The organism is Methylomonas sp. (assembly GCF_023228165.1).
GTDB lineage: Bacteria > Pseudomonadota > Gammaproteobacteria > Methylococcales > Methylomonadaceae > Methylomonas.
The window spans coordinates 1-12,655 of record NZ_JALOBS010000023.1; the positions used below are offsets into that span (position 1 = coordinate 1).

Here is a 12,655-nt window from a genome sequence, read left to right on the forward strand (position 1 = left end):
GTAGACTTTTGCCAGGGCTTGCTCTCTGAACTCGTCAGAATACTGTTTCTTGGAAAGATTCATTTTTTATCTCAAATTTAAAGGGTTCTAAAAATTTGAGGCGACAACTATTTTGACGCGGGGGGGCTCTGATAACCTGCTGGCCGATCTGCACCCAGATTACCCGTTACTACATCTATGGCTTGGGTCTAGCGCGGGTTGACTCGCAGCCCAACTCGATAGGTGTGCGGATAGGAATGCCGCCGTCATGCGCATCGGTCGCGATCGGGTGGAGATAAGGGGATTGCGTCCGTTATCCTTCCCATACCGTCGGATATGCGGTTGAACCAGTGTAACGCCGTTTTGCAGGTTTACCCGCGTTGGCCGTTCACATAGGCCGCCGTCAGACGATGGGCGGGGGCTTCGAATACCTGCTGACAGCGTCCGAATTCGATCAGGCGGCCGCCGCGTTCCTGCATCCAGAATAGGGCGGCATAATTGGCGATGCGGCGGGCTTGGGCCAGATTATGGGTGACGATGACGATGGTGTAGCGGCCTTGCAGGCGGCTGATCAAATCTTCCACGACGGCGGACGCGATTGGATCCAGCGCGCTGCAGGGTTCGTCCATCAGCAACACCTTGGGCTGCAAGGCCAGCGCCCGGGCGATGCACAAACGTTGTTGCTGGCCGCCGGACAGCGCCTGTGCCGGTGTTTCCAGCCGCTCCCTGACTTCATCCCATAAACCGACATCCCGCAGCACTTCCTGCAACCGGTCGTTTATTTCGGCTTGGCTGCGCATGCCATGTTCGCGCAACGGCAGTTCGATATTGCGGCGGATGGATAACGGAAACGGCACCGGTTTTTGAAAAATCATGCCAATGTCGCGGCGTAAATGCTGTACATCCAGGTTCGGGCTGCGTACATCGAGGCCGTCAAAGCGGATGGAACCGCTGACCCGGCAGCCCGGAATCATATCGGTCAAGCGGTTTAAGGAAGACAGAAAGCTGGTTTTGCCGCAGCCGGAGGGGCCTATCAAAGCGGTGATACAACCCCGGTAAATAGCCAGCGATATGTTTTCCAGGGCTATTTTGTCGGCATAATGCAGCGATAGATTGTCAACCCTGAGCAGCGGTTCGGGATCGCAGCAGGGCGGACCGACCTGTAGAGGGCCGAGGGTATAAGCGTGTTCCGGCGGGTTACCGTTGTCCGCGCAGTGGGATGTGTTGCTAGTGTTGGTAGTCATGAAGTCATAATTCTATTCCGCAGCCAATGCTGCGTCAGGCTGCTTGCCAAACTGTTGATGATCAATAACAGTACCACTAAAACCAGTGCCGAGGCATAGGCATTGGCATCCCCCCCGGCCACGTTCATGGCCAAGTCGTAAATATGCACGGATAAAGCCCGCCCGGAATCCATTAAGGTGTCCGGCATGCGGTCGACATAGCCGCTGGTAAAAATCAGCGCGGCGGTTTCGGCACCGGCCCGGGCTATGCCCAGCATCAAGCCGGCGATTATGGCCGGTGCGGCGGCGGGCAGCAGTAGATGAAGCAACGCCGCGCCGCGGCTCATGCCCAGGGCCGCGGCGCACAAGCGGTAATCGTCCGGCGCGGAGCGCAGGCCGACCGTCGCGGTGTTGATCATGATGGGCAGCGCCATGCAGGCCAAGGTCAAGCCGCCGGAGAGTATCGAAAACCCCAGACCCAAATAAATACAAAAAAAGGCATTGCCGAACAAGCCGAATACGATGGACGGCACTCCGGCCAATACCTCCAGACTGCGTTCGATTACCTGACAAAAGCGGCTGTTTGGCGAGCTGAATTCGCTGAGCAATATGGCGGTGGCCAGACTTAGCGGTGCGGCGGCGCTAACCGCAACCAGCACGATCAGGCCGGTTGAGACAATTATCGGCGCTATGCCGCCGGCTCGTCCGGCATCGCTCGGTGCTTGGGATAAAAACGACCAGGACAGCCGGGGTAAACCGTTCCGCAACATGTCGGCCAATAAACAAACGAATACTGCGCAGATCAGCGCGGCACTCAGCCAGATCAGCACAGTGGCCAGCCGGTTTTTAAGCATAAGTCGCTTTCCTTTGAAACACATCGGCCATGCCGACCAGTATCAGTACCAGTAGCATCAAGGCTAAGCCCGAAACGAACAGCGCGGCACGGTGATCGCCCATCGCATAAGCCATTTCCAGGGCAATATTCGCTGTCAGGGTGCGTACCGAATCGAACAGGCTGTGCGGTTGTTGCACGGCATTGCCGGCTACCATCAGCACTGCCATGGTTTCGCCCAGCGCCCGGCCCGTGGCCAGTAGCAGGCCGGATACCAAGCCAGTGCGCGCCGCCGGCAAGGCGACACCGGCTATCATTCCCCAGCGCGATAGGCCCAACGCGGCTGCGCCGCGCAAATAGGCCGCCGGTATGGCGGCGAGCGCGGCATCGGCAATCAAGGCCACGGTCGGCAATACCATTAGCGCCAATACCAAAATGGCAGTCAGCAGGCTGACGCCGGGCGGATGCAGCCGACCGACCAGCGGCGCCAAGGTAACTAAACCCCAAAAACCGTATACCACCGAGGGAATGCCGGCCAGCAGCTCGATCAACCGCCGGTAAACGCCGGCCAGCCGCGGCGGCGCGTAATAATGCATGAACAGCCCGGAGGCGATGCCCAACGGACCGGCCAATAATAAAGCGCCCAGGCTGGATAGCAGGGTCGCCGTCAGCATGGGCATGACGTTATACAAGTGTTGGGTCGGGTGCCATGAAGCATCGGTGAAAAAATGCGTCAGCGGCGCATGATGTAAAACCGGCCATGATTCGCCAAGCAGGAAGCCTAAAATCAACACCACGACTAAAGCCGCCAGCAGCGCGCAGCCGCCCAGCAACCGCGCCAGGCGCTTGTCAGTGAGCGACAGGGACAAAATATTGCGCTTCGATAAGGTCATTGACTTCAGCCGAACCGGCAAAATCGATAAAGGCTTTGGCAACCCCGCCGGGTTCGGTTTTGGTGACCAGATTCAAGGGTCTGGACAGCGGGAAACGACTGTTGCGGACATTTTCCACCGAGGCTTCTATGCCGTCCAGCGGCAGTAATTTAATGGCGACCGCATGACCGGCTTCGTATTCGGCGGCGCCGACCGACACATAGCCGATGGCATCCGGATTGCCGGCCACGGTTTTAATCCCTTGTTGATTATCGCCTATCACTACTTGCGCCTTGATATCGGTATTTTTTAAGTCGAAATAATGTAAGAACAATTCCAGCGTGGAACGGCCTTCGGCTTTGTTGACCACGGTAATCGGGGCATCGTGACCGCCAAGCTCGTTCCAGTTAGTAATATTACCGGTAAAAATGTCGATGATTTGTTGCTTGTCCAGCGTGGTCAGCGGATTGGCTGCATTAAGGATGATGCTGATGCCGTCCAAGGCAATGGTAAAACCTCTTAGCTCGGCTTCATCCGGTTTCAATGCCCGCGAAGCCATGCCGATGTCGGCTAAACCCGACCGCGCATCGTTAACGCCGCGGGATGAGCCGCCGGTTTGCACATCGATGCGGACCTTGGGGTGCCGCGATTCGAAGCGTTTGCCGATCTCCGCCGCCAAGGGCGCCACCGTGCTGGACCCGGTCAATACCAGTTTTTCAGTGCTGCTTGCAGCTGGATTAGCCGCCTCGCTGCCGGATAGATTGCTACGGTTAGCAAAATAGCCCAGGGCTAAAATAAGCAACGACAAGACCGCGACACTGATAGCTTTTTTCATGAATATTCCTTAATGTGTTGACCTGCCTGGGCAGGGCGCCTCTGTGGGTCGTTATTTTGCTACTTTCCTTACATGATGCGGAAAAATTTTGTACCGGCGGCGGATGGGCGGGAGTAGGCTACAGCGCTTTATCGGTTTGGCATGGGCGCGTGGACACGGGAAAGTTGAAATAACAGGCCAGCCGTGTAAGTTAATCCGGGTGCTTGACGACTAACGATATCCAGCTTGCTTAGCAGCCGAGTCAAATAATCATTACTGACGTGAATGCGAGGAGAACCGAATGAAACTGACCAGTACCCATACCGAAGACTTGCTGCATACTCTTTACAGCATGGCGTTTTTGGTAGAAGCGCGAGATCCTTATACCGGCGGACATTTATGGCGGGTATCGCAATTTTCAACCCGGTTGGCATTAGTGTGCGGCTTTAGCAAAAAGCAAGCTGTGATAGCGGGATTAGGCGGCTTCTTACATGATCTGGGTAAGGTAGGGGTGCCGGACAGCATACTGAATAACAACAGCCAACTTAGCAATGCCGAATACGAGGTGATGAAAACCCATCCGCAATTGGGTTCACAGGTGTTACAAGGCCACCCTTTGGCGCCGTTGGCGATGGACGCGGTAATTGGACATCATGAGAGGATGGATGGCCTGGGTTATCCTTTGGGTTTAACCGGCGCCGCCATTTCGAATACCGCCAAAATCGTTGGTTTGGCGGACGCGTTCGACGCAATGACCAGCTCCCGGCCATATCGCAAAGGTATGGCGGTGGCCGCGGCTGTCGAACAAATAGTCGTGAATTTAGGTACGCAGTTCGAGTCTACTTATGGGCGACAACTGGTCCTGCTGGCCAATTCGGGCGAGTTGGACGATATTGTCGGTCATAGCGATGCGGGTATTCCGATGCACGATTGCCCTATGTGCGGGCCGGTTGTAGTGGTGCATAAACACCAAAAACCCGGTGATAAGGTATTTTGCCGGGTATGCGGAAATGGCTTTCAGCTGGAAAAACAGGCGGACGGGATACAGTTGCAGCCCAGTGGCGGCCTCGGTACGGCCCAAGAGCTGCAAGCCACTATCGATCACGATTTGTTGGGGCGCTTGCTGGAAGAGAGTTTGCCGCATTTGAGCGTTGATGCTGATAACAGCGGCAAGAGCTGGCTGAAACGGTTTCGCGAGGCGTTGTCTTCCGTAAAGCCGGTTGTTTAAACCCTATCCGGCTTGCTGCGCCGCGCGGCTGGCTTCAAAAGACCGAATTAGTGCATACGGGTGCGCGGATGCTGGGTTTCATCCAGCATCCGGGTAAACGCTTCGGCGATCATTGGCTTACCGAACAAATAGCCTTGCGCTTCGTTGCAATTGTTTTGTAATAAATATTGCGCTTGTCGCTCGGTTTCCACGCCTTCGGCAATGACTTTGAATTTCAAGATTTTAGCGATGGAAATGATGGCCAGCACGATGGCGGCATCGTCCGCGTCATGCATGATGTTGGCGACGAACGATTTGTCGATCTTCAGTTTGTCGAACTCAAACTGTTTCAGTTGATCCAGACTGGAATAACCGGTGCCGAAATCGTCGATTGAGATTTGCATGCCGGCTTCTTTCAATTGCGCCAGAATCGCGCGTTTCTGTTCCGGGTGGCGGATAAACAGGCTTTCCGTTAATTCCAGTTCCAGATATTCCGGCGGCAATCGGGCTTCGGTGACGATATCTATGACTTGGGTGGCGAAATAATCCTGGTCCAACTGGCGGGCCGAAACATTGACCGCCATGATGAACGGTGCGTAGCCGGCCTGCTGCCAGGCCTGGTTTTGCCGGCAAGCTTCCCGCAATACCCAGACACCTATGGCTTCGATCAAGCCGATTTCTTCGGCAACCGGAATAAACACGTCGGGTGGAATCGAACCGAGTTCGGGATGTTGCCAGCGTATCAAGGCTTCGGCGCCGATAATGCGCCCGCTGTCCAAATCGATTTGCGGCTGATAATGCAGAGAAAACTCTTCGCGTCGCAGTGCACGGCGTAAATCGCTTTCCAGCCGTAACTTGGACGACACTGCAAATTCCATGCTGTCTTCATAAAAGCAATAGGTATTGCCTTGCTCTTTGGCGCGGTACATCGCAGTATCGGCGTGTTTGATCAGCAAGCCGCCATCGGTACCGTCGGCCGGATACAGGGAAATGCCGATACTGGCGCTGATATAAAATTCCTGATCCATCAGTACAAACGGCATGGCGATGTTTCTACAGATTTTATCGGCCACCGCCGCCGCGATTTGCGGGCTATCGATTTTTTCCAAAAGCAAGGTAAATTCGTCGCCGCCGAAACGCGAGACCAGATCTTCCTTGCGCACGCAGCCTTGAATGCGCTCCGCGGCGGCTTTCAGCATTTGGTCGCCGACCTCGTGGCCCATGGTGTCGTTGGTCAGCTTGAAGCGGTCCAAGTCCAAAAACAGCACCGCATGCGGGTGACCTTGCGTGGAGGTACAGTGGATTACCGTGTCCAATCTGTCCATGAATTGAGCGCGGTTGGCCAGATTGGTCAACGGATCGTGATAGGCCATACGGTTCAAGGTGCGCTGGCTGTGGCTGGCCTCCAGTAGCAGGGAGATACGTTTGCGCAGTACCGCGAAATGGATGGGTTTGGGAATGAAGTCATTAGCACCCGTGGAAAAGGCCAACTCGACCGAATGCTCGTCCTCCAACGCGGTAATCATTAATATAGGCACTTCGGCTCCTTTTGCCAGCGCCCGGATTTTTTTGCAGGCCTCGAAACCGTTCAATTCCGGCATCATGGCGTCCATTAAAATCAGATCGGCCATATTGCGTTGGCAAAGAGTTACCGCCATATGGCCGGTGCTGGCCACGTCGACCACATAACCGTCTTTTTCCAGGACATCCTGCAAGGCAAACCGCATCGCTCTATCGTCATCGGCCACCAGAATTCGGGGGCCGAATTGTTCGACGGGTTCGGCATCGATGACCCCGCCGCTTTCCCGTTGCAGCAATTGTTCGATGAGTCGGTATTCTTCGCGAAGCTGAGCCAAAAGAGCATCGCTGCCTTCGGTTTGCCGTTGCCCGGCCTGTTCTTCCAGCTGTCGGGCGATGGCCGCCAGTTTTTCGGCGCCCAGGTTACGGCTGGCGCCTTTCAGACTGTGGGCCAGATCGCGCAATGCGAGATAGTCATTCGTAGCCAGGGCGCGGCCGATTTGCTCGATTTGCTGCGGGGTGTCTTCCAGATAAAAACTCAGCATTTTGACGAAACCCTGGCCGATTTCCTCGCGTAGCTGCTGCAAGACCCGCCCGTCCAGCGTCTCCAGAGATTGAGTGTTGACGGATAACAGGGCCTGTTCCGGCGGTTTCGAGCGTTGGTCCAGCCAGTTTAACAACTTGTCCCGCAATGGATTCAGCTTGATGGGTTTGGAAAGATAATCGTTCATGCCGGCGGACAGGCATAAATCATTATCGCCCTGCCGGGCATTGGCGGTCATTGCTACAATAGGCAACTGCCCAATCGGTTCCGCCAACAGACGAATCCGACGGGTGGCTTCGAATCCGTCCATGTTGGGCATGTGGCAATCCATCAAAACCAAATCGAAGTCTTTCCGCTGCAGCCATTCCAGCGCTTCGACGCCGGAAGAGGCAATTTCGTAGCCGCAACCCAGCCGATCCAGCATGCCGGCCGCCACCATCTGGCTGGCTCTATTATCTTCAACGATTAGAATGTTGTATCCCAGCATTTCCGGGCGCGGGGTTTCCGTCGGCAACACCGGCGCGGGCGCGGGCTCTTGATAATTCTGGCCGACTGTCAAAATAAAGTCATAGAGTCTGGAAGCTTGTATCGGTTTGGTCAGATTGGCAGCCACATTGGGCAAGTCGGTCAGTCTGTTGGGGTTGCCCGGATTGGATAGCAGAATGATTTTGAGTTCGGTCAGCGCCGGGTCGTGGACGATCAGATCTATCCAGCCGGTATCGCTAGTATCTTTGAGGTCGATAATGGCAAATTGATAAGCCGTGTCTTGTTCGCTGGCGGAACGGAGCATGTCGACCGCGCGTATACCGTAGCTGGAATGGCTGTGGTGGATATGCCAATGATCCAGGCTATGAGCCAAAAATTGGCGCATTTTGTCGTTTTCCGTGATTAGCAATATCCGCAAGTGCGAGAAATAGGCCTGTCGCGACTCCGATAGAATTCGGCTACCGCAGGGCGGACCGAAAGGTACGGTAAACCAAAAGCAGCTACCCTGGCCGGGCTGGCTGTCCACACCGATCTGGCCGCCCATCAGTTTCACCAATTGTTGGCAGATTGCCAGGCCCAGTCCAGCACCTTCGTGATGCCGGGTAGTTGAGCCGTCCGCCTGCACGAAAGCATCGAATATGCCGGCTTGCGCGGCGGCGGGTATGCCTATGCCGGTATCGATAACGTTGAACCGCAGCAAGGTTGAGACGTTATTCGATTCTTCGGCGTTGACCTTGATGTAGATGGAACCTTGTTCGGTAAATTTGAGTGCGTTACCGACCAGATTGATCAGTACTTGGCGCACTCTGGAGGCTTCGCCGTTCAACACCAAGGGAATGTCGTCGACGATGTCGTAGTCCAACTGCAGATTCTTGCGCTGAGCTTGGGCCGACATCAATTCGGCGACTTCGTCCAGCGTTTCGTACAGCACGAAATCGACCGGCTGACGCTTCAGCATGCCGGCTTCAATACGGGAAAAATCCAGGATGTCCTCGATCAGTTTTAGCAAAGCTTCGCCGGCATTGCGGGCAATCACGGAGTATTCCAGTTGCTTGGGGGTCAAGCCCATATCCTGCAAAAGTTCCAGCATGCCCAGTACCGCGTTCAGCGGAGTCCGCAGTTCATGACTGACCGTGGCGGCAAATTCGCCTTTCATGCGGGCCGAATCCAAAGCCGCGTCGCGGGCGCTTTCCAGCTGTTTTTCACGGGTTTCCAAAACTTCCATCATGGTGTTGAAAGCGGTCCCCATATCCGTGATGTCGCGCGGACCAGTCAGTTTGGCCCGCACCTTTTTTTCGCCGGCCGATGCCTGGCCCATGCTCAGCGCCAGTTGTTTGATGGGCGAGGTCAGGCGCCGCGACATAGCCAGCAAATATAATAAAAATAATAATGCTGAACAGCTGGAAACCGTCAGGGTGGTCAAAAGAATTTGCTTCTGCATGACGTTGAGCGATTGCTTGCCGAGTCCCAGGCGCACGTAACCGATCAATTCGGGGTCGGGAATTTGCGCTTCGAACGGCGAAGTCTCTTGCCGGGTACGATTATGGGCAAATACCGGTGCGGTAAAATACCACGCATCAGGCGTTTCCTGGGTTGACGGCGATGAGAGCGGCCATTGCGATCCGTTATCGACCGCGGCGAGCGGTTCGCCGCGCTCCAGTAAGGGTTGGTGGGCGATATTATAGACGGCCACACCGCGTACATCCGGAAACGCTAAAAAACGCCTGGCCGGTTCCTCGGCATTCTCCTGGCTTTCGTAAAGCAGGGCCAGCGCGCTTTGGGCGGCAAAAACCTCGGTCGACTGGCGGCCTTGCGCGATCCATTTGTCGCGTACGATCTGGTACGACAATGCGGATATGCCGAACGAGGAAAGTAGCGACATGATCAGCAATCCGAACAGAAATGTTACCGTCAGTTGCTGCTGGAAACTGGTGCCCTTGAAGCGGGGCAGGCTGGGAAACTTCATCAAGATTTAACGGGTTGGGAAAACCATGGCGAATTCGCGCCGAGTCTGATTGGAAAAACGTAGGCCTAAGTGATCGGCGGTACGTAAATTGACCGCGACCAGTAAATCCCTTAGTAACTTAACCGATTCGAATTTGCCCTTCGACTGCGTTTGCTGTAAGGCCAGATTGGCCAGGCTGCGGCCCATGCCGAAATTGTCAGGGTAAAGCGAAAACAGTGCGCCCTTGCGGACGTGATCCAGATTGCTGGAGAATACTACGAAGTTTTTCTCCCAGGCCTCCCTAAGTACTTCCGGCAGCAACGATTGTTCGTCCATGGCGGTGTTTTCGCGCGGCAACCATAAGGCAATGGAATTGTCCTTTACTTCCCGCAAAATCTGCTGGAACAATTCGGAGGAATCGCGCAGGTTTTCGGTTGGCTTGGCGTTCAAAATCAAGCCTCGTTCCAGGGCGGCTTGCTCGGCGTGATCAATTTCCCAGGCGGTTTGGCGAGAATCGTAGATGACCGTGACTTTCTTGATATTCGGCACCAGCTTGATCAAATGATCGAACATGGCTTCCGGGGCCGGTGTCAGACTGATGCCGGTCAACCCGCGCGGCACTTCGTTCGGCCGTATTATGGTGGCGCCGATCACTACCGGAAACACGGAGGACAAAGGCTTTGCGACTGCCAGCCCGGCCCGGCCCAAGGTGACGACCACGTCGATCCGGTCGTTTTTCAAAGTATTAATTAAGCGTTCGGCCGTGACAGTATCGCTTTCGTTTAACAGATAATGCCTGACAGGCTTGCCTAATTCCTGCTCCATGCCCCGGGCGATTTCCTGAAACACAGACAGGTAAGGTTCATGAACTTCAGGATAAACAATGGCTACCGAAGGCGTATCCGCGCGCGAAACGACGCAGAAAGGCAGTAACCAAAACGCTAACCAGAGCGGAAAAAAGACTCGATAGAACAAAATGACTCCTGGGTAACTCAATATAAGCGTAATACCGTTAAGGGGTATGGCTAAAATTTAATATTGACTTCGCCGTAAAAATGCCGGGATGCCAGTGGTAAGTCGTTGGGTATAGCGGCTTGCGGGTTGCCGGCCAAGCTAGGTTCCCGAGCGCTGACATCGAACAAATTGCGCACCGAAAAGGCTACTTCGACATGTTCAAGTATATTGTGCCGACGCAGAGTCAAATCTACCCAAGTATAGTCGGCTACCGGCTGACGTGTGTCGCCAAAACTACGGGCGCGGCCGATTATCCATTTGGCTTGCGGGCTGACACTCCAGTCCGGCAGAAATTCCCAATTGGCGCGCAAATAAACCTGGTGGTGCGGCGCGTAGCCCGCATCGTGGTCTAAGGCTTCGTCGCGGTTGCGTTGATAAGCGTAATTGCCGACGATTTTTAAGGTGTCTGTCGCCTGCCATTCCGCCTCCAGCTCCGTGCCGTAACCTTGTTGAGTTCCGGCGTTGCGGGCCATCGATGTCGTGGCATTGCTGTCCGGCACGAAGCGGATGATGTCCTTCCACCAGTAACCGAAGAAATTCAAGCCCAGACGCAGGCTGTCGGCCGGGCGGTAATCGAAACCCAGTTCGATATTTTGCATTGTTTCCGGTTTCAGGGCCGGATTGCCGAGCTGTGCCGGGTTGTTGATAATATACATCTCCTGGAATGACGGCGCCCGGAAGGCCGAGCCGTACATCAATTTGGCGGTCAGGTCGTAGCTGGCCTCCCAAATCAGCGCCGCGCGCGGATTGAAGGTATTGCCGAAATCCGAATAATGGTCGTAACGGGCACCGGCTGTCAATGTCCAGTCGTTGGCGAAATTCCACTGGTCCTGTAAAAACAGATAGGCCACTTTTCGATCCACTTCCGGAATAAAGGTGGATGAGGTGCCGGAGACGTCGGTTAGTGGTATGCCGGGTAACGACGGTATCGGTGTGCCGGTGGTGGGATCGATGCCGAAGTTTTGGCTGACGTTGGCTTTGAAGAGGCTGTCGTAATTAAAACCGATACCGCTGCGCAGTTGGTGCTGCTGGAAACCGCTGTAAGCGAAGGATTGGCTGATGCGGACATGGCGTTCCCAAACTTCCGGGTTGCCGATGTATCCGTTAGGGAACGTTACCGGCGCGCCGGCGCCGATCTGACCGTTGGCGCCGATCGGCAACGTGGTACCGGCCGGAAATAGAGTCAGGTTGCGCTCGATTTCCTGACTGGTTTCGAAATAGCTGAGCTGAGTGGTCAGGTCCCAGTTATCGATTTCGTCGGTATGGTAAGTCAGGTCGGCGTTCCAGCGGTCGCTGGCATAGCGGTTGACCGGGTCCAAGGCCTGGGCTATGCCGGCACCGTTACCGAAATTGCTGCGGTGTTGCAAACCGCCGCGAAACCGCCAGTTACCGCGCGACAAATCCAGCCTGGCATCCAGATTATCCCGCGACAGATTGACCGGTCCGGGTGCCAACGAAGCCCGGGAGCCTAAGTTCAGACTGTCGAACTGGCTTTGCAAATCGGAGTCGACAATCGCGCGTTGGCCGTTGCTCAGGTGGGATTGCAGGGACAGCGCCACGTCGAAGCCTGCCCATTCGCCGCCGTGTAGCGCCCAGCTGTCGTAGGTGTCGAAACTGCCGACCCGGCCGCCGACCTGGGTGCCGTCGATGTCCTGGCGGGTTTTGGTAATGACGTTGATCACCCCGGCGAAGGCGTCGGCGCCGTATACCGCCGAGCCTGGCCCGCGTACCACTTCGATCCGGGCAATGTTTTGGATCGGCATGCCGCCCCACACTTCGCTACGGCTGCCGGTATACGAGTTGGTGATCGGAATTCCGTTGATCATCATCAACACTTGCTGGTTGAACTGCGAATAAATGCCGCGAAAGGTGTAGATGGGGTTGTAGCCGATGCTACTGCGTTCGACGTGAAGGCCCGGCACGGTTTCCAGGGCTTCGTCGATGTCGGTGGCGCCGATCTGCTTGATGTCGGCGGCGGTGATTACGGTAGCGATGGATGGGGCCTTGGAGATAGGTTGTTGATAACCGCTGGCGATGCTGACCATTTCCTCGCCACCGTATATCTGCGACAGGGCCTTTTCCTCTTCCTCAAGCGAGATCGGTTGTGCTAGCGCATGAGTGCTAAGGCTGGCGGCGCAGGCCAGCAATTGCATGCGTTGTGACAAAACGAACGTCGGTTTGGGTACATTCACGTTTACAAAACTCACGGTTATTTATGATT

Annotated in this window: 8 protein-coding genes; 1 reads left to right on the forward strand and 7 read right to left on the reverse strand. The window is 55.3% G+C overall.

What is annotated here, in order from left to right; all coding sequences use genetic code 11:
* Window positions 1–350 precede the first annotated feature (350 nt).
* Genes M0R33_RS16585 through M0R33_RS16600 form a run of 4 tightly spaced genes read right to left on the reverse strand, consistent with a single transcriptional unit; the run spans window position 351 to window position 3,741 of the window.
* Window positions 351–1,223: a phosphate ABC transporter ATP-binding protein gene (locus M0R33_RS16585; protein WP_292571712.1), complete on the reverse strand. Its 873-nt coding sequence runs from the start codon at window positions 1,221–1,223 to the stop codon at window positions 351–353.
* Window positions 1,220–2,056 carry a phosphate ABC transporter permease PstA gene (pstA, locus tag M0R33_RS16590; protein ID WP_292571715.1) on the reverse strand — a complete coding sequence of 279 codons (837 nt, stop codon included), beginning with the start codon at window positions 2,054–2,056 and terminating at the stop codon, window positions 1,220–1,222. The genes M0R33_RS16585 and pstA overlap by 4 nt, the downstream gene beginning before the upstream one ends.
* Window positions 2,049–2,927 (reverse strand): phosphate ABC transporter permease subunit PstC, encoded by an 879-nt coding sequence (gene pstC / locus M0R33_RS16595; protein ID WP_292571718.1) that lies wholly within the window; start codon window positions 2,925–2,927, stop codon window positions 2,049–2,051. Before pstC ends, pstA begins: the two co-directional genes overlap by 8 nt.
* A complete protein-coding gene (locus tag M0R33_RS16600) occupies window positions 2,884–3,741 on the reverse strand; it encodes a phosphate ABC transporter substrate-binding protein (protein WP_292571721.1) in 858 nt (285 codons plus the stop codon). Before M0R33_RS16600 ends, pstC begins: the two co-directional genes overlap by 44 nt.
* 280 nt (window positions 3,742–4,021) lie before the next feature.
* Between M0R33_RS16600 and M0R33_RS16605 the strand changes: the two genes are divergently transcribed.
* Window positions 4,022–4,948: an HD domain-containing phosphohydrolase gene (locus tag M0R33_RS16605; protein ID WP_292571724.1), complete on the forward strand. Its 927-nt coding sequence runs from the start codon at window positions 4,022–4,024 to the stop codon at window positions 4,946–4,948.
* A gap of 47 nt (window positions 4,949–4,995) precedes the next feature.
* Here the strand turns inward: M0R33_RS16605 and M0R33_RS16610 are convergent, their stop codons facing one another.
* The 3 genes from M0R33_RS16610 to M0R33_RS16620 are packed head-to-tail and all read right to left on the reverse strand — an operon-like array spanning window position 4,996 to window position 12,641.
* Window positions 4,996–9,441 (reverse strand): EAL domain-containing protein, encoded by a 4,446-nt coding sequence (locus tag M0R33_RS16610; protein ID WP_292571727.1) that lies wholly within the window; start codon window positions 9,439–9,441, stop codon window positions 4,996–4,998.
* Between the two features lie 6 nt (window positions 9,442–9,447).
* On the reverse strand, window positions 9,448–10,395 hold the full coding sequence (locus M0R33_RS16615) for an ABC transporter substrate binding protein (RefSeq protein WP_292571730.1): 948 nt from the start codon (window positions 10,393–10,395) through the stop codon (window positions 9,448–9,450).
* Between the two features lie 50 nt (window positions 10,396–10,445).
* Window positions 10,446–12,641: a TonB-dependent receptor gene (locus M0R33_RS16620; RefSeq protein WP_292571733.1), complete on the reverse strand. Its 2,196-nt coding sequence runs from the start codon at window positions 12,639–12,641 to the stop codon at window positions 10,446–10,448.
* Window positions 12,642–12,655: the final 14 nt, after the last annotated feature.

What these genes read in the sequence shown, in the direction of transcription:
- M0R33_RS16610 (WP_292571727.1), bottom strand. Translation starts at nt 9,441, where the DNA reads ATGAAGTTTCCCAGCCTGCCCCGCTTCAAGGGCACCAGTTTCCAGCAG.
- M0R33_RS16585 (WP_292571712.1), bottom strand. Translation starts at nt 1,223, where the DNA reads ATGACTACCAACACTAGCAACACATCCCACTGCGCGGACAACGGTAAC.
- M0R33_RS16605 (WP_292571724.1), top strand. Translation starts at nt 4,022, where the DNA reads ATGAAACTGACCAGTACCCATACCGAAGACTTGCTGCATACTCTTTAC.
- M0R33_RS16600 (WP_292571721.1), bottom strand. Translation starts at nt 3,741, where the DNA reads ATGAAAAAAGCTATCAGTGTCGCGGTCTTGTCGTTGCTTATTTTAGCC.
- pstA (WP_292571715.1), bottom strand. Translation starts at nt 2,056, where the DNA reads ATGCTTAAAAACCGGCTGGCCACTGTGCTGATCTGGCTGAGTGCCGCG.
- pstC (WP_292571718.1), bottom strand. Translation starts at nt 2,927, where the DNA reads ATGACCTTATCGAAGCGCAATATTTTGTCCCTGTCGCTCACTGACAAG.